Source organism: Fodinibius roseus, assembly GCF_900129315.1.
Taxonomy (GTDB): Bacteria; Bacteroidota; Rhodothermia; order Balneolales; family Balneolaceae; genus Fodinibius; species Fodinibius roseus.
Window position 1 is genome coordinate 32,086 of record NZ_FQUS01000026.1, and the last position, 26,865, is coordinate 58,950.

Here is a 26,865-nt window from a genome sequence, read left to right on the forward strand (position 1 = left end):
TTGGTGCATTATTGAGATGTATCGAGCTTCAAACTCTTGTACTGATGCAGCTTTTTAAAAAACAGCCACAGGGCCGGAATCACCACCAGCAGGCTGATAATCTGCGAAGTGGAGATGAGTCCGTCAAGGTACACCCCGCGCGGGTCGTCTCGGAATATTTCCACGAAGGATCGTACGAGGGCATACAGCATGATGAAGGCCAGGAAGAGCTCCCCTTTAAACCGTTGCTGCTTTTTCCACCACAACAAGACACCGAACACCACCAGCAATACGAGCGTGGAGTATATCTGAGTGGGATGCAAGGGAATGCCCGTCGGGGCCATGGAAAGCGGGTCGCTAAAAGTGACGGCCCACGGTAGATCGGTCGGCTTGCCGTAGCTGTCGCCGGAGAAGAAACAGCCCAGACGCCCGAATGCGATCCCCAGCGCCAGGCCGGGCGCCGCCATATCACTTACCTTCCAAACATCCATTTTATGTTTGCGAACATACCAGATGCCGGCCCCGAGCCCGAACAGGAAGCCACCGTAAAAGGTAAAGCCGCCATTCCACAGCATCAGCATCTTTACCGGATTTTGCAGGTACCACTGCAGGCTTCCATCGAACAGGATGGAAAACAGCCGGGCGCCGATAACAGCCCACAGAACGACAACGAGCGATAGATCCATGATTTTTTGAGGGTCAAGGCGGTTTTTTATGGCCTGACGATAAAGCCACCAGATACCTATAAGAATTCCACCGGTATGAAAGATGCTGACGGTGTGTATGGTTATGGGGCCGATTTCAAAAAGAATGGGAAGCATTTTGGTATAGGTTTAGTTTACCGGTTAGCATTCCACTTCGGCATAGGCGTGCTCGCCGTGTCTGCACCATACACACGAGCAGTTCTCGTGCATGCACTGCTTGTCTTCCAGGCGGGTTTTAAAGGCTCGTTTGGCCACCGGCAATACCGTCTTTTTATACCAGCTCGGGTTATACTGTGTTTGCAGGGTGGGGATGATATCCTCTTTGTCCGCCAGCCGGTCCAGCATAATCGTGTAGCCCAGGTTTTCCAGGCGCGTAAACAGCCAGCGGTTGGCCAGGGAGGTTTCCATCTTCGGGATAATATGCTCCCTGCACAAGGCCGGGTAGGAGAGGTCTTCCATGATGCTTTGGGCCGCCAGATATCCAGAGTGCATGGCAAAGCGTATGCCGAAGCCGAACAACAAATCCTGGAAGCCCGCATTTTCGCCTACATAGTAGATACGGTGGTCTTTCATCAGTGGTTGGTTCAGGGAAAAATTGATATATCCGCCGAAACTTTTGGAATCGATGATATCAATATTGACATGCTCCTGCATACGTTCAAAAGCCGCATCAAAATAGGTGAAGGATTCGGAAAATTTCTCGAACAGACAGGTAGCAAAGGTCGCCTTGCCGTCGTTCACCAGCAGATAGGCGTACCCCTGTGGGGCGATTTCGTCATCAAGGAAAGCCGCGTAATAGTTTTCATGCATAGTTTTGAATACCATACCGCGGGCCACGACATCGGCGGCCTTGGGTCCGGTACTGATGATCACTTTCCCGCCCGGGGCGTGGGTCATGCGCCGTCCCCATTCAAACTGCACGCCCGTCTGCAGGGCCTGCCGCTTCAGCCCTTGGTCTAAGCTCCACTCGCTGGTGCCGCGTTCCACCAGGTAGAAGAGCGGGCGGGACATGTTAAAATAGTACTTTTCTCCGGAGGGATTAAAGAAGTCGCCGTCGGCATACGGTTCAAAGCGAAAATTCGTTTCGACGCCGACGGTCTGCAGGAACTGGCGGGCGTCTTCTTCGGTCGACCAGTTTTCGATGCCCTGGTAATCGCCGTTAAAGCGCGTGCCTACATCTTCTTTCATTTCGTAAACCGTAACGGGATAGCCGTTTTTTGCCAGGTTGATCGCGGCCACCAGCCCGGCCGGGCCGGCGCCAATAACGTGTACGTGTTCTTTTTTCATGACGGTGTTTTTCTTTCAGGTTGAAATGCACCCGGCCGGTTCAGGGTCCGGGCGCATGAGAGTGTATTGGGGATGGTATGTCAGGATTCAATATGTTAATGGCAGCCACTTTTATGCGAAGCGCTGCCGGATAGATAGTGATCCGGGTCCTCCAGGAAGGTATCCTGGCAGGAAGGGCAGCAGAAATAGAGCGTTTTGCCCTCGTACTCCATATTGGGAGCCGTGGCCAGGTCGTCGATCTGCAGGCCGCTTACCGGGCACGTTTCATGATGTGCCATAATAGGCCTCCTATGGTTTAAATTTGAGATTAAGGGTTGTTGAATAAGACGGCTGGCCGTTTGCCGGATAACGTTTCTCGGCGAACTTGACCAGGTGCCGGTCAAAAATATCTTTGCAGGTCGAAGTACAGAAGGTAATCACCTTCCCATTTACGCTGCTCCTGGGAGCTTGGGTGGGGTTGATGACTTCATTACCGGTCACTGCGCATACCTTGTTTGTTCTTGCCATAAAGGGTTGGTTTAGCGGTTGTCGATTATCTCCTAGTTAGTGATGGTGATGATGGTGTCCTTCGGCGCCGCCGTTGCCTGTATAGGTCGCCGGGTTGCTGTCGAAGGTTTCCTTGCAGTTCTCGCAGCAGAAGTAGTAGGTCGTTCCCTTGTACTCACTACTGGGTGCGGTTGATATGTCATTGATTTCGTGTCCCATTACGGGGCATATTTGTTCGTTGTTCATGATGTTCTCCATGTTTGGTTAATGTTTAAAAAATGGAGGCCCGGCCTGGGGATTGGGAGTAATCGTATAGAAAGGCCGGGCCGTCCATCGGGGGATTAATCTTGTTCGAGGCATCCACAGATTGTTCCATGTAAGGGCCCGGGCTACGCTTAACAGCTTGTGACCAGGGACTCTTCCCCGCTGTATGAGATTCAATATGGATCGTCGGTTCTTCATGATGCGTTCTGCGGATTTGTTTGATTTTAGATTTTTGTTATTCGACTATCAGTTTGCCACGGAGCATCCCCATGGCGCACTGAAACTCATATTCGCCGGGCTGCTCCGGAGTAAACTCAACCGGAATGGTTTTATGCGGGGTCAGTGTCGCCTGCTTGCCGAAGTCAGGGAACACCACCTGTTCGGAACAGGCGGCCGTTTCTTCGCGCAGAAAGTTCAGCTTCACCGGTTTTCCGGCTTCCACGACAACAATATTGGGGCTGTAGCCGCCTTTTACTTTAATCAAAGCTTCCTGCAGTCCGCCAGTACCGCTTTGGGCGTGTGCGCCTTCGGAACTGGAAAACCAGAAATACCAGGCCACGAGTGCAATAAGTAGTATGCCGCCGATCAGTACAAAAATTTCATCGAGTGTCATAATAATCTCCTTTTAATTTAGTTGGCTTTTGAAAATTTTGGTTGGAACTTGCGCAGCCGGTTGGCATTGGTAACAACTGTTACAGAACTAAAGGCCATGGCGGCGGCTGCAATCAATGGAGAGAGCAGTAGACCGAACAGCGGGTAGAACACTCCTGCGGCAATCGGCAGTCCGGCCGTGTTATAGGCAAAGGCGCCAAACAGGTTCTGTTTGATATTTCTCATGGTCGCCTTGGAAAGCTGGATCGCCAGTACCACGCCTTTCAGGCTGCCTTTGATCAGGGTGATATCGGAGGCCTCGATCGCCACGTCTGTTCCGGTGCCGATCGCCAGCCCGATGTCGGCCTGGGCCAGCGCGGGCGCATCGTTGATGCCGTCACCCACCATGGCAACCCGTTTGCCTTCGTTCTGCAGTTTCTGCACATTCATCGCCTTGTCTTCGGGCAGCACTTCGGCCATCACGCGGTCCACGCCTACCTGCCGGGCAATAGCATCGGCGGTACGCCGGTTGTCACCGGTTATCATGACGACCTCAAGGCCCATTTTCTTAAGTTGAGCTATTGCCTCTTTGGAGTCGGCTTTTACGGTATCGGCCACAGCCACGATTCCAGCGGCCTTGCCGTCCACGGCGACAAACATCGGGGTTTTACCGTCATCGGCCAGGGTTACGCTCTGATCCTGCAGGCCGCCGACATCAATATTGTTATCGAGCATCATTTTAATATTTCCGAGGAGTACCTTGCGTCCTTCTACATTGGCTTCTACACCGTGGCCGGGTACGGCGTTAAAGTTTTTGGGGTCGAGGAGCGTGATGCTGCGGTCTTCAGCGCCCCTGATGATGGCTTCGCCCAGCGGGTGTTCGGAAGCGCGCTCCACGCTGGCGCTCCAGGCCAGTATATCTTCTTCACTAAATCCATTTGCAGTAATCACATCAGTCAGCGAGGGCTGGCCTTCGGTAATAGTACCGGTTTTGTCCAGTACAATGGCGTCAAGCTTTTGTGCGGTTTCGAGCGCCTCGCCACTGCGAATCAGGATGCCGTTTTCGGCGCCTTTACCTACACCCACCATCAGAGAGATCGGGGTAGCCAGACCCAGCGCGCAGGGGCAGGCGATAATCAGTACGGTCACGGCTACAACGAGCGCGTAAATAAGTGCGGGAGCCGGACCTACAAGATACCAGATTACGAAAGCAGCGATAGCCAAGATAATGACGGCGGGCACGAAGTAGCCGGAAACTCTGTCCACCACCCGCTGAATGGGCGGCTTGGAACTCTGGGCTTCCTCGACCATCTGTACAATCTGGGCCAGGGCGGTGTCTTTGCCCACTTTGGTGGCCCGGAATTTAAATGAACCCGTTTTATTGATGGTGGCGCCGATCACCTCATCACCAGTATGTTTTTCAACCGGAATGGATTCCCCGGTGATCATAGATTCGTCAATAGCCGAAGAGCCTTCCACGATTTCGCCGTCAACCGGTATCTTCTCACCGGGACGAACTACAATTATATCGTCCAATACTACTTCTTCGACGGGTATATCTTGTTCTTTCCCATCACGCACTACACGCGCGGTTTTGGCCTGCAAGCCCATCAATTTCTTAATGGCCTCAGAACTGCGCCCTTTGGCTCTAATCTCTAAAGCCAGGCCTAAATCTACCAGTGCTACAACCACCGCTGTAACATCATAAAATACTTCAGCCAGTGCTTCAGTTGGAAAGATTTCCGGGAATAATACTGCTACCGTAGAGTACAGCCAGGCTGCCGTAATACCCACGGCAATAAGGGTATGCATGTTCGCCGACCGGTTTTTGAAAGCTGCCCACGCTCCGGTATAGAAATGTGAACCTGCCCAGAACATTACCGGCAGGGTTACAACGCCCATCGAGAACCAGATCCAGTACAGCAGGTCGGTGCCCCGCTGGAACTGGTCCGGCAGGCCCAGGAAATCGGGATAGCTGAAAATCATCACAGGTATGGAGATCACTGCGGAAAAAATAAATTTCCACATCAATGATTTATATTCTTTTTCGCGGGCCAGCTGATTCTCGTCCACCGGTTCTTCTTTGGTTTTGAGCTTCTCTTGTTTGCCGGTTTTTTTATCGTCTTCAACCGGATCGGATAGTCGGGAAGCCTCAAAGGTTTCATATCCCAGCCGTTCAATAATGTTCTTGATTGCGGGCATGTCCACCTCTGAGGGCAGGTATTTGACAACGGCCGATTCGGTCCCCAGGTCGACACTGGCGCTGAGCACACCGGGGGTCTGGTCAAGCTCGCGCTCAATCTGGGAGACGCACGAATTGCAGTGCATGCCTCCGATGCCCAACCGGAGTGTGGCATAACCTGCCTTATAGCCTGATTTCTTAATGGCCCCGATGATCTGTGTTACCGACGTTTCAGAACGATCGAACTCTACATAGGCCTTTTCGGTGGCTCCGTTCACCACTGCTTTTTGAATACCAGGCAGCCGGCGGATCTCCTTCTCGATCGTAACCGCGCAGGAAGCACAGCTCATATCCACGATCGGCAGCTGCAATTTTTCCACCCCGTTGGGGGTGATGTTGTAGGTTGCTCCCGCTTTATCTTTCCCGGTAACAAATTTTTCCGGGTTCTCTTCAAATTCGTTTTTGCATTTTTCCGAGCAAAATTCGAAGGTCTCTCCCTGGTACGTACTTTGCCAGTCGGAGGGACTCTCCACTTCCATTCTGCAAACAATATCTTTAGCCATTGGGTACTCCGTTATAGGTTATAATGAATATTTTATCAAGTATCTTTTTCAAGTTTCTACCCAATGATAACACTTGCTACCTTAACGCAACCTTAAATGAGACAAGTAAATCTGAAATAAATCTTTCAACAATTTATATATGGTAAATAGGTGAGCTTTGGGCTTCAGACTGGAATCTGAAACTAAATCTGCCGCCTGATAGCTGTGAAAAGCAAGCCGGTAATTAGATAGAGCACACCTCCAATGAAAAGGACCTCAGTAAACCCCCATTCGATGCCAATGATCATCGCAGTGATCGCCCCGGCGACCGACGCCAGGCCGTTGGCGCCCCACATCGCTGCGGTAAATTCTCCCAGCCCGTGCTTATTCATCATCCGCAGGGCCAAAGGAAAGGGGAAGCCCATGGCCACCCCGAGCAGTCCCGTGATCAAACCGGCCCGAAACGGAACGATGGCGGCCGAGGTCATCAAATCTTCCAGCACATAATTATAGGCCAGGCTGAGAGCAAAGACGGCCCCCGTGCTGATAACGACGGCGATCCACAGGCGATGAGTGATCCGGCTACTGCCGAGACTACCCACTCCAACGCCGAGCAGCAGCGAAAAAAGCAGCACTGATGTTGACGAGACCGGGTTTCCCAGGTACAAGGTCAATTTTTGGAAAAGGGCAATTTCCAGCATCATAAAACCCATCCCCAAGAGTAAAAAGATCATCAAGAACCATTTCAGTTTCGTGTGCCGCGCAAACGGACGGATAAATCCCGTTTTCACATGCGCGGACGGCTTTTTAACCGACACCACCCATATTACGATTCCTATCCCCAGTATGATCAACCCGTATAGCTGGCGGAACGGGGAGGGCAACTCCTTGTCAAAATTGTAAAAGAAGGGATTGTCATCGCGCACGGGCTCAATGTTCAAAGACGCAGTATTTACGAGTTCATCCAGTGTCAGTGTCCCTTTTGACAGGTTCACCATGGTCTGATCGAACATATTCCATGTTAAGGTGGAGGCGGTATCATGGGAAAGGGCCAGGCTACGAGAAACTTGTTCCTGGAAAGGTAAAAAGTAGTCTCCGTCGTCAAATCCCAGCTCGTGCAAAGCGGCATGCCGGGTTTTCATCTCTTCGGGGCTGAATGGGTTTTTCTGAATTATCAATGTGGGCATTCCGTGCCGGGCGATGGTGTAGAGGTGGTTCATGGCCTGATCCACCGGGATCCCTCGCTCCTCAAAGGCCGTCAAGGTTAGTGCCAGCAGGCGGTAGAGTTCAGCCTTGCCGTGTGTAACAAAAATAATGCGTCCTTCAGGGGTAAGACGGCCGAGATAATCACCGAAGGCCTCCACGGTAAACAGGTAATTTTCGGTCAGGGCATAGCCGTTGATACTGCGGCTGCTCTTGGTTACCGGCAAGGCCAACATGAGGAGATCATATTTTTCAGAAGTATTTCGGAGAAAACTACGCCCTTCATCAACTACTATTTCAACATTGGGCAGCTGCGTATATAAACCGCCATTGAAATCCTCATAATCCTTAACTATCTGCACCAGCTCGGGGTTCACTTCAACGGCGGTAATGAATGATACGCCCCCGAAAAGAGCTACTAACACGTCCCGGCCGCCGCCCGGACCAATAACCAGGGCACTGTCTTTCTGGTTTTTCTGTAAAAAATAGAACGGGAAGTACTGCCCGAAATTTGTGGTCAGGTCCCGGAGTTTTGTCGAGTCGTTCAACAGCGACTGGTACCCGTACATGGATGTCCCCGCAGCCCCGTCGATGTAGATGATCTTTTCACCGGGCAGCAAGTCGCTTTCCACCAAATCTGTTTGTCCAAAGGCACTCCAGCGCGTTTCTACGATGCGGCCATCCCCGGAATCTTTGTATATAATGCGATTGATATCTTTGTTCAGATCGTTCTTGATCGGGAGGATACGCGGCGGAGCCAGCCATATGCCACCGGCACCTAACAGGAGCCCAATCAGCGAAAATATAGCAATCTTCATATTGAAATATTCTACTGCCGCCAGGATCATCGAAGCGAAAACTACGACAAGTACCACGATAAAAGCCACTTGGGGCGCAGGAACCGTATTGAGCAGGGGTACGGCAGCCAGGGCGGCCAGCGCCCCACCGACTATATCAAAGCCGTAGAGCACTGAACTTTGCCCCGGGGCCTGTTGAAAAAAGGAGGCGATAGTCATGCCGAAAAACAGGAACGGTATTACCGGTAAAAACAGGATAACCCAAGTGACCGTATTTCCCCATGATACCGGAGCTGCCTGTGAAAGGTAAAGGGTCAAGGCTGTTATAATGCCTGCTACCAGCGCAGTTACAGCCGTAACCATATACAGGTGAGGGCCTCGGGTGGTTCGACACCACTTTTTTAGCAGGAATCCACCCATGCCCAGCCCGAGCATGGCCAGCGAAAGGATGGCAAATACGTAATGGTAGCTCAGGATGACCGAAAAGATCCGCGTCAATACGATTTCGTAGAGTATCATGCCAAAGGAGACCAGGGCCAGCGAGCATAACATATGTATTGGTGTGCCGGTGGCGTTATACCATCGTTTACCCATATTATGTTTATCAGTCATGATATATTCGTTTCGCATCCCGTCAGAAACGTTCCTGAAAAACGGGGGCCGGGCTATAACGATCTTGGTAAGCACCTGGCCTTATTGATTATTGTTTTTTGAATCTCAGGCCGTTACCGATCCCCACCTTTTATAAAAAAAGTTATAAATCGGTACGTAAACCAGACCGATATAGGCACCCCAGGCAAAGCTCTCGATCAGTCCGAGAAAGAAGCTGCCGACCGAGAGCCATTCGAATGCGGGCAAAACAATTTCCAGAAACTGATGCATGTGAATACTCTCGGGCGTTACCAGCCCGTAAATAACGCAGAAAATAAAACTGACTGCCGTAAAAGTTCCTGCCGCCCAGCTAACGATTTTGATATTAAGCATAATGAATCACCTTTTGTTTTGTTATTGATGTTGATTTTAGAATCCATTTTTATGTATCGGTTTTTACAGAACGGTATTGGGAACTTGACCTTGAGGACACCCAAAGCATAAAAGAGCCACCTATACCGGCCAAAACGGAAGTAAACAGGATGCTTAGCTTGGCAATATATCTAAGCTCTTCACTTTGGAATGCCAGATCGGTGATAAAAAAGGACATTGTAAATCCAATGCCTGCAATCAAAGCCACACCGCAAAGTTGCCCCCATGTTACTCCTTCTCCCAGTTGTGCAATTTTTAGTTTTACTAAAATCCATGAAAAGCCAGCAATCCCGATAAATTTGCCAACTATAAGTCCTGCCATGATGCCCAAGCTGATTTGCTGGCTCAGAGTATTCAGAATATCACCATGAATATGGATGCCCGCATTTACCAGTGCAAAAACAGGTAGTATAAAAAAGCCGACGATAGGCGATAATCCATGTTCTAATTTTTGTAATGGGGTTTCAGCATCATTGGTATTACTTTTGATTTTTTCAAGTATCTCCAGTTGACTTTCAGAAATGAAACTTCCTTTAATGGGGGTGGCTTCGATAAATTTCCGGTGAAGGATCGTTAGATTTTTCAGGTAATCTTGTTCCTTAATTTTTACTTTTCCGGGGATGGCAAAAGCGATAAGAATGCCGGCAACGGTAGGGTGAACCCCTGAAAAGAAAAAGGCCAGCCAGACCCCTCCAATACCAATGATGAAATAAAACCAGGCACTCCTGACTCCAAAATAGTTACCTCCTAAAAGTACCAGGAAAAAAAGGAAACCATGGAGTAAATCCATTTCTGATATTCCCGAAGTATAGAAAATCGCGATCACCAATACCGCCCCCAAATCATCTACAATAGCAAGAGCAACTAAAAAGATTTTAAGCGAAACCGGTACTCGATTTCCAAACAGGGAAAGTACACCCAATGCAAAAGCAATATCGGTGGCCATTGGTATTCCCCAACCACTTTGTCCAATGCCATTGCCATTAAAGAATGAATAGATTAGTGCCGGGACAAGCATTCCGCCCACGGCGGCCCCAATCGGCAGTATGGCTTTACGGGGATTCGAGAGTTTTCCACCAAGTATTTCACGTTTTAACTCTAAACCAACAAATAGAAAGAATACGGCCATTAACCCATCATTTACCCACAACAGTAAGGGCTCTGATAAGGTATTTCCATTTAGCCCCATGAAAATTTCCATATGAATAAATTCATTGTAATATTCTTTTAAAGGAGAATTTGCCCATAGCATAGCAACAATGACTGCCAATAAAATTGCAATACCGACCCCTGCCTGATTCTTTCCTTTTAGGGATTCCAAAAAAATCACCAGGGGATTTCGCTTTAACGGTCTCATGCTTATTCTCTTATGTCAGGCTAATGATGCTGGTGTTTGTTGTTGTCATCCTCGGTGTGGTCATGGCCTTGGTGCGAACCGTGTTTGTGTCCGTGTCCGCCGCAACCGCCATGGCCGCCGCCTTGTTTTCCGTGTCCGCCATGTCCTCCGTGCCCGCCATGTCCGTGTCCAAACATATGCATCCCCACAAAAAGGATGATGATCAATATGAGGAACCAGTTTTCAGCTATCCATTCCATAGTATTCACCTTAAAGTTATTTATCGTTTTTCCAGCGTTTTCAGCTGATGTGTTGGTGTTCGTTTTTTCTTAGACTTAATCTTTTTTTCATATTCCTGCAGATCCTTTTTCAACTCTTCAAAATCGTCCCGGCTTAGTTCACCACGGGCATAGCACCGGCAAATGCGATCCAAATGTTCCTTTACCGGATCGACCTTCTTTTGCCTCCGTATGAGGACCAATATGATGAGTCCTGCACCGAAAACGACCAACAGGAGCCACCAAAGCAGCGGGGTATTCCATATATTTTCAAACCACATAAGCGCCTCCTTTCGGGGTTAAAGGGTTCGTACTTGTAAAACAGAAAAGTAAAACATCCTTTTTCTATATACAGGTTAACACATGGAGGCTTAAAAGAAGCTTAAATTCGGGGTAAATTTTTTATGAGTTATGCAGGCTGGGCCGCAATGCCCTGCGGTGTATTAAATATGGAACAGGTTTATCGAAAGCGGGTGAACCGGTGGGAAATTCATAATTCATACGGAGCGCTCCCGTATCAATACGACTACCGAACGGGCATTTACGGTGTAAGTGACTTGATCTATTGTTTTCTCATCTCCGGGAATGGCAATGTCGTCAGGACTTGGCAGGCTGGTATCAATCACCCGCTTCCATTCCCCGGCATTTCCTTTTTGTATGGTAAAGTCCAGGCCGTTCCACCAGGCATTGATTATCACATACAAATCATCATCTTCCTCGGAAGCGCCGTCCAGGTAGAAGGCGATACTGTGCGATGCATGCGAGGTATCGGCCGCCCCGTCTGTGCCAAACCATTGCACATCATCGCGCCAGAACCGACTTCGTGCCAGGGAAGGATGCTGTTTACGAAAGGCGATCATCAACTTAAAAAAACGAAATATCTCTCCATTTTCTTCTTTCCGGCTCCAGTCCAGCCAATTGATTTCGTTATTCTGGTTATAGGGATTGTTGTTGCCGTACTGGGTATTTAAGAACTCGTCTCCGGCCCGGAACATGGGCGTGCCATTCGACAGAAACAGCAGGCAGCCGAAATTTTTGGCCTGACGCCTGCGCAGCTCCATCACCTCTTCGGGCACATTTTTATCGCCCTCCCAGCCGCAATTCCAGCTGAAATTCTGGTCCATCCCGTCCCGGTTATCATGGCCGTTGGTTTCGTTGTGCTTCCGGTTGTAGGAAACCAGGTCGTACAGCGTAAACCCGTCGTGCGAATTGATGAAGTTGACGCTCTGCCAGGCGTGGCAGGCATACTCTACCGAATCGGGAAACAAATCATCACTTCCGTACATGCGGGTCATAACTGCACCCACCATACCGGGGTCTCCTTTTACAAACTGCCGCAGGTCGTCGCGATACTGCCCGTTCCACTGCATCCAGGTGATGCCCGGGAAACGAACGCCCAGCTGGTAGCTGCTTACGTCCCACGCTTCGGCAATAAGCCGGGTCTTTGAGAAAGCGGGATCCCCGGAAATTTCGGCAATGAGAGGGGGATCGTCCAGGTTCAGCGAACCGTCCCGATTGCGGGTAAAAATAGATCAAACCGGAAGCCGTCCACCTGCATCTCCTTTACCCAGAAGCGCAGGCTGTCCATAATCATTTTCCGGACGGCCGGGTCGGCGCAATTCAGCACGTTCCCGGTACCCGTATCGTTGCGGTATCGGCGGCGGTCCTCTTCCAGCAGATAGTAGGTTTCATTGTCGATTCCCCGGTAGCTGTAGGCCGGGCCGTTTTCGTCACCTTCGACCGTATGGTTGTACACCACATCCATGATAACCTCGATACTCGCCTGGTGAAAGGCCTTTACCATAGCGCGAAACTCATTCATCAGGGCATCAGGCTGCCTGCAGCTGCCATAACTGCGGTTGGGGGAGAAAAAATTGAGCGGCATATAGCCCCAATAATCCTCCTCCTGCGGATCGTTCTGGTGCACCGGCATCAGCTCTACCACGGTTATACCCAGTTCTTTGAGGTAAGGTATTTTTTCAATCAGCCCGCGAAAGGTTCCCCGTTTGTCCGGCGAAAGACCTGAACTGGCGTGTCGGGTAAAGCCGTGTACGTGCAGCTCATAAATGATGGTATCGTGGCTGTGCTTTGGCTTTACGGTCTCCTCCCAGTCGAAGGCCGGGGCGTGGGTGTGTATGACTCCAAGAGGTGCCTTGCCGGCATTTGGTCCCGGTTTGCACGCTGCTTCACGATCAAAATCCGGCGGAAAATAGACCGCTTCGGCATAGGGATCGAGCAATATTTTATCGGGATCAAACCGCTTGCCGGAGGCTGGATCGTCAGGGCCCTCTACCCGGTAGGCGTAATAGGCCGCCTTGTGCATAATGGAGTGCGGAACCCGGCAGTGCCAGATATGAGCGGTTTTGTTGATGGCCGGATCAAAGGGATATCGATAGCAGGGTGTGTCGGTGTCATCTTTGGCATACAGCAGCAGCGTTACACCCGTGGCAGCCTCGGAATACAGGGCAAAATTACAGGCATGATTCTCGTCTATACTTGTAACCCCAAGCGGATAAGGCGTGCCTTCCCGCTGCGCCCATTTATTAACCTGTTTTTCTTCGGTCGCTTTTTTGTTCATATCAAGCTTGGCTATGTTTAAATATAAGCGGCTCAAAAATCCCGCTTATCAATTTCGAAAGTATTACTCTGATCAAAGGTTAAATTCATTTTCATCAAAACTTGCAAGCTGACCGCTGCGTTTTGTCATGTGCATTATACAGCTTCTACCGCTATTCGATTTGATGGATTTTCTGCCCCAGCATCTCTGGTTCCACCAGCACGATGCCTCCCGGACTTACATCAAACCGCCGCCGGTCTTCCTCCGGATCTTCTCCAATTACCGTGCCTTCCGGTATCACGCACTCTTTGTCGATAATGGCATTAGTGATCCGGCACCGCGCCCCGATTTTGACGTTGGGAAGGATGACTGAATTTTTTACGGAACTGTACTCTTCTACGCGCACGTTGGTGGACAGCAGGGAATGCTGCACCTCAGCCCCGGAAACAATACATCCCTCCGAAACAATGGAATCGATGGCTTTACCCTGGCGCCCGTTTTCATTAAAGATAAACTTGGCCGAGGGATAGTGATGGGGCGAAGTTCGGATGGGCCAGTCCATGTCGTACAGGTTTAACTCCGGGGAAACACCGATCAGTTCCATGCTGGCTTCCCAGTAGGAATCGACGGTCCCCACATCCCGCCAGTAGAAGGGGCGGTCGTTGTCGAAATCGATAAAGGGATATGCGTAAATGCGGTTACTTTCGATAACCGGGGGAATGATATCTTTGCCGAAATCGTGGGAAGAGTGTTCGTTTTTAGCATCCTGCAGAAGCTGTTCCACAAGAAATGAAGTGTTAAAAATGTAGATGCCCATCGAGGCCAGCGCCCGGTCGTCGCGGTCTGGCATGGGTACGGGCTGATCGGGTTTTTCCTGAAAGCCAGTAATGCGGTACTGCTCATTCACGCTCATAATACCGAATCGCCGGGCTTCCTCCAGCGGCACGTCAATACACCCCACGGTCAAGTCTGCCTTTGAGCTTTTATGGAAAGCCAGCATGTGGCGGTAATCCATTTTATAGATATGATCTCCGGCCAGAATCAGTACATACTTGGGGTTGTAAAACCGGATGAGATCGATGTTCTGATAAATCGCATCGGCTGTTCCGGTGTACCAATCCTCACCAAGGCGTTTTTGGGCGGGAACGCATTCGATAAACTCATCAAGTTCCGAACGAAGCAACTCCCACCCCCGCATTACATGACGAATCAACGATTGTGACTTATATTGGGTCAGGATACCGATCTTGCGGATATCGGAGTTGACCAGGTTCGACAGTACGAAATCAATAATCCGGAATTTCCCCCCGAATGGAACGGCGGGTTTCACCCGCCACTGGGTCAGTTCTTTTAGCCGGGTGCCACGGCCTCCGGCCAAGATCAATGCCAGGGTATTTTTTATATCATTTCCGATATCACAGTAATGCTCAAATGGCTCAAATGATTTCATAGCTGCTTAATTAAAAGTGAGTGCTTGTTGTGTTTCGAGCAGTTTTATGGATTTGATAGGATAAAATCCTTATCATACTGAAATTACATGACTACACCTTAAATAGACCTTAAAAAGGATCGAATTTTCTGTGGAAATGCAGGATTTTCTGTTTATTTACAAATGCCTTGAATACCGGAAAGGTTATAATATTCACAGCCTCCCATTACAGGATGGCTGTCGCATGGGGTAAGCATTAAGGAGTAATAAAAACTCTTTTCTACGGCTCAAACCATTCGGCCAATTCAGGATCGGTCTTTTCCGACCGGTGGTAAAATTCATTGGTTGAAGAAGAATAGCGGTAGTCCCGGGTCCATGTTTCTGCATTATCAACAACCAAGTTTATGGCGTCCAGGATATAGTATAATTCGCTGTTGGTCATGGTTGGATGTAGTGATAATCTTACCCATCCGGGTTTTTGGGAAAGGTCGCCATGATCTATCAGATTGGTGATTTGTCGGGATTGCTTCCTGGAGACGTGCAGCAACAGATGCCCATAGGTGCCGGCACACGAACATCCTCCCCGCACCTGGATGCCATAGCGGTCATTTAGAAGTTTTACCATCAGGTTATGGTGCATATTTTCTACATAAAAAGAAAATACGCCCAACCGGTGCTTTACGTTATCCGCAAGCACGTGGACTTCAGGTATTTTGGCAAATTCGGTAAAACAGATGGATATCAACTCTTCTTCGCGTGCCATCATTTTTTCCACCGTCATCTTTTCCTTGAGCCTGACGGCCAGCGCCGCTCGTATAGCCTGAAGGAAGCCGGGGGTGCCGCCATCTTCCCTCACCTCAATATCGTTAAAGTAGCTGCGGCCGCCCCAGGGGTTGGTCCAGGCAACTGTGCCCCCGCCCGGATGGTCGGGAATGCGGTTTTTGTATAGTTTTTTGTCGAACACAAGCACGCCCGAACCGCCCGGGCCGCCCAAAAATTTGTGGGGAGAGAAAAAGATAGCATCCAGGCGTTCAGCCTCCTTTTCCGGGTGCATGTTGATATCCACGTAAGGAGCCGAAGCGGCAAAGTCGACAAAGCAGTATCCGCCATGATCATGCATGATTTCAGCCAGGCGATGATAAGGAGTAACGATGCCGGTTACGTTGGAACAGGCTGTAAACGAACCGATTTTTACCTTTCGGTCCTTGTATTGTTCAAGAGCTTTGGTTAAATGTTCCGGATCGACCATAAGATCTTCGGTTGGTTCCAGAACAACAACGTCGGCGATGGTTTCCAGCCAGCTGGTATGGTTGGAATGGTGTTCCATATGGGTAACAAATACCACCGGTCGTTCCTGTTCGGGTATATCGAGTTTGCCACTGTATTTTTCCGGGAGTTTCAACCCCAGGATGCGCTGAAACTTGCACAACACGCCGGTCATGCCTGAATCTGCAGTAATAATCACATCCCCGGAAGAGGCATTTACATGATTTTTGAGGATAGCATGAGCTTCATGATAAGCACGGGTCATCAGCTTTCCGGTATAGCTCGACTCGGAATGCGTGTTGCCTACCCGCGGGCCAACCTGTTCCCGCAAAATATCCTCAATGGGCCCGTACAGCCTGCCGCTGGCTACCCAGTCGGCATAGACCAAAGATTTCAGACCGTTGGGGGTTTCAAATTCAGCATCTGTTCCAACAATATTTGATCGGAATTTCTGAAAATAGTGCTCTAACGACGTGACTTGTTTGTTGGTCATCATAGTAAAGAAAATTTTTGTCTTCCACTTACCGAATATCCCCCATTGGCCGGTACAAAATCGCAGTATTTTGCACAGTATTGGGGTAAACGATCCCTTTTACCGGTTTGTCAGAATGATGCTTTTATCAAACAGCCTCCCTGCAGCAGGGAGGCTGTTATTGTTATATTATTAGAAATTTGGCCTGATACTACTTTAGACGGCTTGCTTCTGCTTTGGAGATGTGCTCAGGGCATAGAATCCATCATAGGTTACGATGATGCCCGCGATGATGCCATTCCAAAGCAGTCCCATACCTTCGTGCAGGCCGGGGATAAAAGCGGTTACAATAAGCCATAGACCCAAAATACCGGCCGTCCATCCGAGACCCGGTTTTTCAGAGACCAGGGCAAATCCAAAGCCGCTAACCAGCGCACCTGCAATCAGGTTGCTCCATAGTATGAATTCATGACCAACATTCAGGAATGCCGATGCCAGAATCCAAAGTCCTACTATACCGATAATCCAGCTTTTCGTTTTCATAATATTCTCCGTTTAATTAAAAATTCAGTTACGTACAACGGTGACGGCAGCTTAGCCTTTTTAAAGCCCTTATCTGCGGGCTCCGTCTATATTTAAGATACAAATCATATCTTAAAATAAGCTTAAATCAGGCGGGACGATTGAAAGGTCCTTAAAATAATATGCCCGGGTGCTATCCTTCCGACCGGTAACGGGGCGGAACAAACCCTCCGGAGATACCCTGTTTGGAAAAGACGATTTGCCAAAGCTGATTTTTGCGCGCCCTGAAGCTGCCTGCGCAGCTAAGCAGGTAATAGGTCCACATGCGGTAGAACCGTTCGGAATAGGTTGATTTCAGTTCATCCCACCCTGCATCGAAATTTTGGTACCAGGCCATCAGGGTTTTATCGTAATGCACGCCAAAGTTCTGCCAGTCTTCCATCACGAAGAGACCCTCGGATGCCAGGGCCAGCTGCCGGATAGATGGCAGTTGGGAATTTGGGAAGATGTATTTTTCAATCCAGGGATCGGTGGTGCGAACCGAACGGTTGCTGCCGATGGTATGAAGCAGAAAAATGCCGTCGTCTTTCAAACACCGGTGGGCTGTTTGCATATAGGTGCGGTAATTTTTGCTGCCTACGTGCTCGATCATGCCCAGCGAGACGATATGGTCGAACGGTTCGTTGACCTCGCGGTAGTCCTGCAGCCGGATTTCTACCGGCAGGCCTTTGCACCGTTCTCTGCCCAGTTCCACCTGTTCTTTGGAAACAGTGATTCCCACCACCTCGGCACCATATTCTTCGGCGGCATATTGGGCAAAACTTCCCCACCCGCAGCCGATATCGAGAACGCGCTGTCCGGATTGCAGGCCTATTTTCCGGCATACCAGGTCCAGTTTGGCCTCCTGGGCTTCATCCAGCGTTTCAGTCTCCTGCCAGTACCCACAGGTATAGACCATGCGTTTGTCCAGCATGATTTTATACAGATCGTTGCCGGCATCGTAATGATGCTCTCCTATTTCATAGGCCTTATCTTGGTTCTGCCGGTTGGTCAGCAGGGATTTCAGGTATTCGAGTATAACAGCCGGTTTGAGAGCAAGTTTTTTTTCCAATCGGGCCTGCAACACCCGGGTGAAAAACCGGTCGAGCGCTTCGGCCTCCCACCAGCCGTCCATATACGCTTCGCCCAGCCCCAGTGAACCGTTGCGCACGACTCGTTCAAAAAGACGATCATCTTTAACTTGTATATCCCAGGGCCGGGTACCGTTAATGTGAATCCCGGCCGGTTCCAGTTCAGCTTTTATCTTTTTGATAATGCGATTCATGATCGTCACCTTTTCCTTAACTTCCTGCCAATTGATCAATGTTGTGTATTGATTGCCTTACATTTCACCACTGACAAAAACGGGTTATTAATAGTAACATTTATAGAAAGTCCTCATTCGGGTTTTAAGAAAAATTTTTAAACTCCTTCTATTGTTCTAAGGATAGAATACAATAGAAAGGCTTAAAAGAAGCTTAAATCTTGCAAGTGCCAGCGAGAAAAGTAAATGATTACTGGCTGATTTCGCTGTTCAGATATCTCTTGATAATGTAAACAGGCACTACCAACACTACGATGGAGAAGGAAAAGTAGGGCAGATGTATATCCAGTGAATACAATCCGGCCCCAATAAAAGAACCGGCGGCCAGGCCCAGGCTGCTGATGGATGCCAGCAGCCCCATGCGTTCACCGACCCGGCTTTCTTCTATTTTGCTCGTCAGCGAAGCCAGACTTGGGGTAACCAGCGCCATACCCAACGCCAAAATGCTGACTACCGTAATAATGAGGACAAAAGCATTGGCAAACATCAACAGAAACAAAGACAGACCCACCAGCAGATATCCAACAGGCAACAGCCGCTCTTCCCCCCAGTGGTCGATTAAAAACCCCGTCAAACCAATCTGACTGATACTCATCCCGAGTGCACAGGCCATAAAGATAAATCCCATTTCCAAAACGCTATACCCCAGGATCTGCTGCGCGTGCAGGGCATAGGTGCTTTCAAACATGGAGAGCGCCCCCTGTGCAATCAGGGCATAGATCAGTATCGGGAGCATCTCTCCCTTTATAATGCTTAAAAAACTGAGATTACCCTGTTGAAAGCTGCTACTTTTACTCTGAGATGGCACATCGGACAACCAGAATAATACGCCCATCAGGGCCAGCACTGAAAACCCGCCTGCTATCAAGAAGGGAACCGTGTAGGCGTTTGCCGCCAGCAGCTTCCAGGACCATCCCTCAAACCAGTTAACATCCATAAAGAATGAGCTCAGCACCGGTCCGAAGATCACTCCAAGGCTGGCCCCTCCGCCCGTCCACGCCAATACTTTGCCCCTGTTTTTAACCGGACTGAGATCCGTAACCCATGAGTTGACTGTGGGCAGTACAGCTGCCGAAAAAAGTCCACCGGCTATCCGAAGTACATACAACAGCATCAGGCCGTCCGTCCAGCCAAACAGGATCAGGGATAGGGCATAGCCGCCCATGCCTGTCGCTAACACGGGCGGCCGTCCGATTCGGTCGGACCACCGTCCCCAAAGCGGAGCTGCAAAAAACTGCATTAAGGGAAAAATCCCAGTCATCAACCCTACATGCATAGCCGGGGAAAGAGTGAACAGTTCATTCGAACGCGCTGATTGTTCTACCAAAAACGGAAGAATGGGTAGTGTCAACCCGTAGCCGATCATTACCAGAAACAGACAGAAAAGTAAAATGACAATTTCTTTTTTCTTCATGCCGGACACTGAATTATTTATGAAGGTATGTGTAGGTATTTTGACAAGGATAACACCGACATCCTTAAGGCAAGCTTAAATAAGTCCAAGTTTTGCTGCCGTGCAATATTATGTAAACAGCAGTGCAAGAGTGGTATTGGTTTCAGTAATTGAATTGCTGTCACTTTAAGGTTGGTTTAAGGTCACTGAACGTATCTTATCCCTTGTAAGTAATTATGGACATACACTGTTTTCAGCTAAAGAAAAAAAGGAGATTGTTATGAAAAATAAAATGCATGTTATTAGACAGTTAGATTTTACAAGATTGATACGAAATCTTTTATATGGCGAACTCATCAAACGAGGTGCGAGCAAAACAAATGTTATCCCTACTCAGGGTTTTACGGCCGGTGTAGTGATGATTGCTACGATTTTGTTTTCCACTTTTGTTCCATCGTTGTTGCTTGCACAGAAAACATCCGTCACAACAAACCCGAAGGGTAGTGTGGGTTATGCCATGATGGGACCTTCCAATGAGATTGCCGTGATCGATATGAACGACAAAAAAATTCTGGGTTCAATCCCGGTAGATGGCAATCCGCACGGCGGTGCACTCACACCCGATGGAAAATACATATACGCCTCCAGCATGGGATCGGATTGGGTTTCTGTGGTTGATACCCGTTCTCAAAAGGTGGTGGAAAAAATTGAAGTTGGATCAGTCTCCCACCATGCCACAGTACGCCCGGATGGCCGGTACGTGTATGTTGCCGCTGGCCAACTGGTTGTCATCGACACCGCTACCAACGAGATTGTCGGACGTATAGAAACCCCGGAATCCCCATTCTACCCGATCTTTGCGCCTGACGGACGCCGGCTCTATGTGCTAAACATGGGGAGTACAATAAGTGTAATTGATACGAAAACACAGAAGCTAATCAACACTATGGATATGGGGGCAAAATCAATGATGGGACATCTGGCGGCAGCACACGATGGAAAAACGATTTATGCTACAAATGACACGGCCGACAGACTTTCCATTCTTGATGTCGAGACCGGTAAACTGCGTGCTAAAGTACCGGTGGGTAAACAACCCCACGGTGTTGCGGTGAGCGAAGATGACAAATATGTATTTGTAAGTAATCGTGGCGAACCCAATTTATCTGTGATTAATGCTGAGACAGCAGAAGTAGTTGAAACCCTTGAACTGGGCGGATATCCCGAACATCTCAGCATGACGGCAGATGGAAATTATTTACTTGCTGGTCTCAAAGATCGTTTCCAGAAGAAAGATTCCCGACAGAGTAGCTCACGTAATATGACGGCTGCGATTACCTTTATTGATCCGAATACCCTGAAAATTGTGGAGGAGATTTCCGCTTGGGCACAAGTCCATGACATTCTGGTTCCCCAAAACAAATAACTGGCGTTGGCAAACAATTTATAATGGAAAAGATGATGAATACGGTTAATTGTATACTGCATATCAAAAATATGGTGTGTCCGCGGTGCAAATATGTCGTTAAGCAAATCTGTGAAGAGCTCGGCTATACCGTACTTGCCATTGAATTGGGACAAGTCGTTATCAAATCACAGGAGCCTGTTGCTGAACAGTTAAAATTGCGCCTGGAAGAACAGGGATTTCAACTGTTGGATTCCGACCATGAATGTCTTGTCGAACGCGTAAAAGTTTTACTCATCGACTTACTCTATTGGAACGGGGGCATAAAGCAACCTGTGAATTTGGCAGAAATTCTTGAGATGGGTACCCAAACAAGATTTGATAAACTGGAATCGATCTTTTATTCCGCCTGCGGGTGTACTATTCAGGAATATTTTGATTTGCTGCGATTTGAACGGGCCAAAGAACTTGTCTCTTACCATCAACACGTTCAATGTATTACCGAATCGTTGGGATATGGAGCGTGTGAAAGGCTGGAGCTTGAATTCAGACGAAGACTCAATATGGATCTTTCTGCTTTTATCGCATCAGAAAATAACTACAGAATCTCCCTTGATGCCCTTGTTTAAGCTTGTTTTAAGAATCCTCGTTGCAAGTTACTTACAACAGATATAGATAACTTAAAATCTAAAAATATGACACGCCTTGCCAACCTGATTATTAAATTCCGATGGTGGGTGATTGCTGCAACGCTGCTGATCACAGGTTTTATGGGATGGAAAACGATACAGACCATCAGCCTGAACGCCGATTTTTCTACCTATCTGAGCCAGGATGATCCCCTCGTGCAGGAATATAACCGGATCGGGGAGGTGTATGGCAGCAACTCCACCGGCATGGTGCTGATTACTTCGGAAAAGGTTTTTACCTCCGAAACCCTTGGGCTGATCAACCGGCTGACCGAGGCCTACGGCGATGTGGAAGGGATCCGGTATGTCACCAGTTTAACGAACGTACTTGACTTCAGGAAAACCGACTGGGGGCTGGAGGTTGGCAAGCTGCTCAATAAGGGAGAGGTCCCCGAGGACCCGGAAGTGTTGAACCGGCTGGAAGAGTATGTGATGAACAAGGAGCGCTATGAAGGCAACCTGGTTTCCAATGACGAAACCACAACGGCCATCATTTTGCGCTTTGCCAACGGCAGTAACGAATTCGCAACCAGCCTGCGCGTACGCGAGGCTTCCGATCAGGTGCTTGGAGAAGGCTACCCCGGCGGTGAAACACTGTACTATGGCGGCATGCCGTTCCTGATTTATAACATGACCCTGCTTATCGGCGAAAATATGACGGTGCTGATCCCGCTGATGCTTCTCCTGCTGATTGTAGTGCTCTACCTGGGCCTGCGCCACTGGACCGGGGTCGTATTTCCGCTGACGGTGGTGGTGGTCAGTACGGTATGGGTTACAGGATTTATGGGCCTGTGGGGATTGCAATTCGATTTGCTGACCGGGATCATGCCCGTCGTGCTTATTGCCCTGGGCAGTGCCGACGGCATCCACCTGATGAAGCGGTTTTATGAGCGCCGTCAACTGGGGGAAACACCGGAGAAAGCCGCCCGTTTCACCTTCCGGGATATGGGCATCCCCATTATTCTCACCACCATCACCACCATGGTGGGTTTTGCCTCGCTGAGCATTTCGGATTTTTCCGTAATCCGCCAGTTTGGCCTGCTTACGGCCCTGGGCGTGGTGCTGGCGCTGGTCGTCACCCTCACCTTGCTTCCCGCGCTGTTGTCATTCGGGGTGGGTGTGGAAGCAAAAACAGCGGCGGCTAAAAACAGAGGCAAAGTGCCCGGTACCGACCGCTTTGCTGCCTGGCTCTTTAATCATCGCTGGACACTCATCTCGGCCACAGCCGTGGTAGTAGCGGCCTCGCTGATAGCCATTCCCCGCATCAAAAAAGATGTGGACTGGACCCTCTGCCTGGCCAAAGGCAGCGATGCCTACCACGCCGAAATGCTGCTGCGGAATAAATTCGGGGGTTCGCTGCCACTTCAGGTCGTTGTTCGCGGCGATCTGAAAGACCCGGCCGTCCTTACGGCCATGCGTACCGTTGAGCGTAAATTGCAGACCGTCACTGAAGTCAGCAAGCCGCAGTCTATGGCCAATATCATCGGGGAAATGAACGAGGTAATGAACGGCCGTTTTGTGATTCCGGAGACCCGGCAGGGCGTTACCAACTTGTGGTTCCTGGTAGAAGGTGAAGATGAGATGGATCAACTGATCGGCCCCGAAGAAGACGAGAGCCTGATGAACTTTAAGCTGGGCACCTGGCATACCGCTACCCTGGCTGCCTCGGTGGACAGCGTAAATGCGTACCTGAAGACCCTGCCCTCGAAAATGGCCTTGGTAAACCTGAATCAGGTTTCCGGGCAGGCCCGCGCCCGCCTTGACCAGCTGCGGCAGGCCGAACTGGCCCGGGAATTGGAATGGCTGTTGCAGCGCTACGACGTGCCTTCAACGGACGAACAGCGGAACCGTATTGTTGCATCGGTACTTGAGTTTACTGTCAATGATGCGACCCGTACCCAGGTGCGCCGCTCGCTGGCCGATTACCTGCAAAGCCCGCAGGCCGAACTGGAATTATCTTCCGGCCGTATCCAAACGACGGCCGCAGAAATTGCCCGGAGCCTGGATGAAGCGGCTGCACCCTCCGCCGAACAAATAGCTGAACAAATTCGACAGGTCAATCCCGGTGTATCCGGCGAAGATGCCGAATGGCTGGCCGGTTCCCTGGCGGTTATTGTGGATGAAAGCCTGGGAGAAGCCATGATCGGGCCGGCGCTGAACCGCCTTGATCCGCTGATAGATCAAACAGCTGACCGGGCGCTGATACGAAAATATGCAAAAGGCCTGTTTTGGAGAGCTGCGGAAGACCAGGTACTGGTGGATGCCGCCCGGGCGCCTGAACTGCTGGGCGACTATACGGCAGCCATCGACCGCGAGGCCGAATGGAATATATACCAGGCGGGCATGCCCAGCGTACTTAAAAGCATGGAAGAAAATCTAACACCTACCCAGGTCGAAAGCCTGCTTCTGTCCCTGGTTTTTGTGCTTATCCTGCTGGCTGTTATTTTTCGCTCCAGCCTTGTCGCTTTTATCGGCGTAGCTCCCATTACGCTTACTATTCTGATCAATTTTGCGGTGATGGGTTACCTGGGCATCGGGCTGGATTCGTTCACCGCTATGATCGCCTCCATCATTATCGGCCTGGGCATCGACACCGACATCCACTTTATTTCGCGCTTCCGCGACGAGTTCAACGCCTGCGGCGATAAGCTCAAAGCCTTGAAAACCACGCTCAGTACCACCGGCCTGGCCATCGTTACCAACGCCCTGGCGGTCGGCAGTGGATTTCTTGTACTCTTGTTTGCCGGCGGGCAGCACATCCGCCGGTTTGGAGGATTGACCTCGCTGACCATGTTCGTGAGTGCGACTTTCAGCCTGACGCTTCTGGCCGTGCTGCTGCTGTGGCTCAAGCCGAAGTATTTGCAAAGAAGCGGGCCAATACCAAGCAACCGGAAAAGGAAGGGGCTAAAAAAAGATGAAACCGAAAAACCGGTCTTTTATGAATAATATTTTTAAAAAAATGCATTGGATGCCGCCCCAAAAATGGGGACACGGACAGCGGTGGATGCTGATCATTGACGCACTCAACGCCCTGCTCTCTATGGTTATCGTGGGCGGCCCTGATTTTTGCCCTGGGAATTTTTCAACATGTCTGGCAGATCGGTTTTGTTATGGCAGGTGTAGTCATTTTGTTGATCTGCGGCGCCGTGCTGAACAGGTTCGCCGGATTTGAACCGGAGTCTATCAAACATAACGAAGAACCCAAAATAAAAGACGAACATGCACATCAATCCTGACAGTCTCTTAACCAAATAAACCCGGCGTGATGATTAATAAAACAATAAAACCTGATAGAACAGCAAGCAGCAGCATAGATTCGGGCTGCACCGAAAATAAAAACCTTGCTCACTTAATAATTTATAAATTGCAACACCGGCAAAATATAATCCGAAATACCGCTATGTTTACCAAACCATTTGCCTTCGCCTTGTTTTTGTTTGTCCTGTTTGGAGGGCTGGCCTTTTTACAACCGGTACAAGCCCAAAACGCAACTGCCATTCTGGCTAAAGTCGATTCCGTACAAAATGCCTTTTCTGATATGACGGCAAACGAGCAGATGATTATTACCGATGCAAGCGGCAGCCAGAAGGAACGTACGCTGCGCATCAACCAGAAAGGCAGTGAGCTGCGCATGGTGCGGTTTCTTGAGCCGGCCGACGTGCGCGGGGTGGGATTTCTCCGGGTGGCGGCTGACCGCCTCTACCTCTACCTGCCGGCCTTTCGAAGAGTGCGCCGGATTGCTTCTTCGGCTAAAAATGAAAACTTCATGGGAACGGACTTTACGTATGAAGACATGTCCCAAAGTGTCTATGCAGACGATTATACAGCCCGGGAATTGTCGACTCAACAAGGACAATACCGTTTATTCCTTGAGCCAAAGCCCGGTGCGGATGTTAATTACCACCATTTGGTAATTTTAGCCGATACGTCCAACTATGTATTGCGTAAAGTTGAATTTTACGACCGGGAAGAGGAGAAGATCAAGGAACTGACGATTGATAATATAGAAAAAATAGATGGCTATTGGATGGGCAAAACGATGAGAATGGTATCATTGGATGACAATCACGAAACGGTGTTGGAACTGTCTGATATCCGGTTTGACCAGGGGCTAAGCGACAGCGATTTCACAGAACGAATGTTAAAACGACCGATACGTTAATTTCAACTATGGAGCCGTTCTCTATCTTAACTCTACCTTTTTATATGGTTTCCGCAGCCTTCATGGGACTGATGGGAATCGGTGCCTATGAATATATTAAAGTACTCTGGGCACCGGATTACGACCCTGAGCATACAGAGTTGAATTACACCATAGTGGCGAGCGGATCTAATAATATTCTTATGCTACACGGGCTGGCCGGCACCGGCAACTACTGGAAACGGGGTCTGGTAAATGCAGGTTCCAGGCACACCTTGTACCTGGTAGATCTGCTTGGCTTTGGCGACTCACCAAAAACAAAATCGGAGTACAGCCTGGAGGAACATTTGTCTGCCATTGAACGCATTGTGCTGAAGGAAGGGCTTAACGACGGAGATACCCTGGTCGCCGGCCATTCTATGGGCGCCCTGCTCGCTTTGGCTCTGGTCTCCAATCACCCCGAATGGTACCGGGGGTTGACCCTTATATCATTGCCGGTTTTTTCCGGCAGGCAGGATATAAGAACCTTGTACGCAGAATCCGGTACTCTTTTTGAAAAACTCAGCGTAAGCAGATATGGTAAGTATCTCTGTATGATGCACCCGGTCTACTACACCGAATGGTTTCGTCCTGAAAACATCCCACCTGATGTCTTCTACGATTCCAAAAAACATACATGGTTGAGCTATGACAGCTCTCTGGAGCATATTGTATTAAACAGGGATATCACCGAGCGTGCAAAAACTACTATCAACAATAAAAAAATACTACTTGCCCATGGTGACCGGGATCTGACGGCCCCTTGTAGACGGGCTCAGACATTCGCAGAACATTTTGGAGAAAGCCGGTTTCTAATTATTACCTGAATCCGTGAGTTAATTTAAAATTAGTTATATAACTTTACTAATAACAAGCAGTTACCAGTTTTTGTATATTCACCTAACAGGTGAAGTTGC

25 protein-coding genes are annotated in these 26,865 nt (G+C 49.4%); 6 read left to right on the forward strand and 19 right to left on the reverse strand.

What is annotated here, in order from left to right; all coding sequences use genetic code 11:
• Positions 1–8: 8 nt before the first annotated feature.
• From lgt to BUB16_RS18320, 19 genes are all read right to left on the reverse strand, one after another.
• On the reverse strand, positions 9–800 hold the full coding sequence (lgt, locus tag BUB16_RS18235; RefSeq protein WP_073067761.1) for a prolipoprotein diacylglyceryl transferase: 792 nt from the start codon (positions 798–800) through the stop codon (positions 9–11).
• Between the two features lie 24 nt (positions 801–824).
• The gene (locus BUB16_RS18240; RefSeq protein ID WP_073067763.1) at positions 825–1,970 is read right to left on the reverse strand and encodes an NAD(P)/FAD-dependent oxidoreductase; all 1,146 of its coding nucleotides are present in this window, start codon (positions 1,968–1,970) and stop codon (positions 825–827) included.
• Positions 1,971–2,065: 95 nt separating this feature from the next.
• Positions 2,066–2,248: a YHS domain-containing protein gene (locus BUB16_RS18245; protein ID WP_073067764.1), complete on the reverse strand. Its 183-nt coding sequence runs from the start codon at positions 2,246–2,248 to the stop codon at positions 2,066–2,068.
• Between the two features lie 10 nt (positions 2,249–2,258).
• A complete protein-coding gene (locus tag BUB16_RS18250) occupies positions 2,259–2,477 on the reverse strand; it encodes a hypothetical protein (RefSeq protein WP_139240376.1) in 219 nt (72 codons plus the stop codon).
• A 36-nt stretch (positions 2,478–2,513) separates the two neighbouring features.
• Positions 2,514–2,702, reverse strand: a complete 189-nt coding sequence (locus BUB16_RS18255) for a YHS domain-containing protein (RefSeq protein ID WP_073067807.1) — start codon at positions 2,700–2,702, stop codon at positions 2,514–2,516.
• A 253-nt stretch (positions 2,703–2,955) separates the two neighbouring features.
• Positions 2,956–3,333, reverse strand: coding sequence for a cupredoxin domain-containing protein (locus tag BUB16_RS18260; protein WP_073067768.1), 378 nt, complete (start codon positions 3,331–3,333; stop codon positions 2,956–2,958).
• 17 nt (positions 3,334–3,350) lie between these two features.
• Entirely contained in the window at positions 3,351–6,056 is a 2,706-nt protein-coding gene (locus BUB16_RS18265; protein ID WP_073067770.1) for a heavy metal translocating P-type ATPase, read from the reverse strand.
• A gap of 182 nt (positions 6,057–6,238) precedes the next feature.
• Complete coding sequence (locus BUB16_RS18270) at positions 6,239–8,647, reverse strand: spermidine synthase family protein (RefSeq protein ID WP_139240377.1); 2,409 nt, start codon at positions 8,645–8,647, stop codon at positions 6,239–6,241.
• A 105-nt stretch (positions 8,648–8,752) separates the two neighbouring features.
• The gene (locus BUB16_RS18275; RefSeq protein ID WP_073067774.1) at positions 8,753–9,019 is read right to left on the reverse strand and encodes a DUF5676 family membrane protein; all 267 of its coding nucleotides are present in this window, start codon (positions 9,017–9,019) and stop codon (positions 8,753–8,755) included.
• 49 nt (positions 9,020–9,068) lie between these two features.
• Positions 9,069–10,415, reverse strand: a complete 1,347-nt coding sequence (gene nhaA / locus BUB16_RS18280; RefSeq protein WP_073067776.1) for a Na+/H+ antiporter NhaA — start codon at positions 10,413–10,415, stop codon at positions 9,069–9,071.
• 20 nt (positions 10,416–10,435) lie between these two features.
• On the reverse strand, positions 10,436–10,654 hold the full coding sequence (locus BUB16_RS18285) for a DUF2933 domain-containing protein (protein WP_073067778.1): 219 nt from the start codon (positions 10,652–10,654) through the stop codon (positions 10,436–10,438).
• A gap of 20 nt (positions 10,655–10,674) precedes the next feature.
• The gene (locus BUB16_RS18290; protein WP_073067780.1) at positions 10,675–10,953 is read right to left on the reverse strand and encodes an SHOCT domain-containing protein; all 279 of its coding nucleotides are present in this window, start codon (positions 10,951–10,953) and stop codon (positions 10,675–10,677) included.
• 216 nt (positions 10,954–11,169) lie between these two features.
• A complete protein-coding gene (locus tag BUB16_RS21835; RefSeq protein WP_211483227.1) occupies positions 11,170–12,042 on the reverse strand; it encodes an alpha-amylase family protein in 873 nt (290 codons plus the stop codon).
• 128 nt (positions 12,043–12,170) lie between these two features.
• Entirely contained in the window at positions 12,171–13,250 is a 1,080-nt protein-coding gene (locus tag BUB16_RS21840) for an alpha-amylase family glycosyl hydrolase (RefSeq protein ID WP_211483228.1), read from the reverse strand.
• A gap of 151 nt (positions 13,251–13,401) precedes the next feature.
• A complete protein-coding gene (glgC, locus tag BUB16_RS18300) occupies positions 13,402–14,679 on the reverse strand; it encodes a glucose-1-phosphate adenylyltransferase (RefSeq protein WP_073067782.1) in 1,278 nt (425 codons plus the stop codon).
• A 259-nt stretch (positions 14,680–14,938) separates the two neighbouring features.
• Entirely contained in the window at positions 14,939–16,420 is a 1,482-nt protein-coding gene (locus BUB16_RS18305) for an aminotransferase class V-fold PLP-dependent enzyme (RefSeq protein ID WP_073067784.1), read from the reverse strand.
• Positions 16,421–16,612: 192 nt separating this feature from the next.
• Positions 16,613–16,939 (reverse strand): SPW repeat domain-containing protein, encoded by a 327-nt coding sequence (locus tag BUB16_RS18310; protein WP_073067785.1) that lies wholly within the window; start codon positions 16,937–16,939, stop codon positions 16,613–16,615.
• A 172-nt stretch (positions 16,940–17,111) separates the two neighbouring features.
• Complete coding sequence (cfa, locus tag BUB16_RS18315) at positions 17,112–18,251, reverse strand: cyclopropane fatty acyl phospholipid synthase (protein ID WP_280173669.1); 1,140 nt, start codon at positions 18,249–18,251, stop codon at positions 17,112–17,114.
• Positions 18,252–18,471: 220 nt separating this feature from the next.
• Positions 18,472–19,695, reverse strand: a complete 1,224-nt coding sequence (locus BUB16_RS18320; protein WP_073067789.1) for an MFS transporter — start codon at positions 19,693–19,695, stop codon at positions 18,472–18,474.
• Positions 19,696–19,954: 259 nt separating this feature from the next.
• Here BUB16_RS18320 and BUB16_RS18325 point away from each other — a divergent pair, with 259 nt between their 5' ends.
• The 6 genes from BUB16_RS18325 to BUB16_RS18350 all read left to right on the forward strand — a co-directional run bounded on the left by BUB16_RS18325 (position 19,955) and on the right by BUB16_RS18350 (position 26,775).
• Positions 19,955–21,100 (forward strand): YncE family protein, encoded by a 1,146-nt coding sequence (locus BUB16_RS18325; protein WP_084088428.1) that lies wholly within the window; start codon positions 19,955–19,957, stop codon positions 21,098–21,100.
• Positions 21,101–21,123: 23 nt separating this feature from the next.
• Positions 21,124–21,708, forward strand: a complete 585-nt coding sequence (locus tag BUB16_RS18330; RefSeq protein WP_073067793.1) for a helix-turn-helix domain-containing protein — start codon at positions 21,124–21,126, stop codon at positions 21,706–21,708.
• A 66-nt stretch (positions 21,709–21,774) separates the two neighbouring features.
• A complete protein-coding gene (locus BUB16_RS18335) occupies positions 21,775–24,714 on the forward strand; it encodes an efflux RND transporter permease subunit (protein WP_073067795.1) in 2,940 nt (979 codons plus the stop codon).
• Positions 24,707–24,940 (forward strand): hypothetical protein, encoded by a 234-nt coding sequence (locus BUB16_RS18340; RefSeq protein WP_073067797.1) that lies wholly within the window; start codon positions 24,707–24,709, stop codon positions 24,938–24,940. The genes BUB16_RS18335 and BUB16_RS18340 overlap by 8 nt, the downstream gene beginning before the upstream one ends.
• Positions 24,941–25,168: 228 nt before the next feature.
• Positions 25,169–25,930, forward strand: coding sequence for an outer membrane lipoprotein-sorting protein (locus BUB16_RS18345; RefSeq protein WP_170864463.1), 762 nt, complete (start codon positions 25,169–25,171; stop codon positions 25,928–25,930).
• Between the two features lie 44 nt (positions 25,931–25,974).
• The gene (locus tag BUB16_RS18350; protein WP_170864464.1) at positions 25,975–26,775 is read left to right on the forward strand and encodes an alpha/beta fold hydrolase; all 801 of its coding nucleotides are present in this window, start codon (positions 25,975–25,977) and stop codon (positions 26,773–26,775) included.
• Positions 26,776–26,865: the final 90 nt, after the last annotated feature.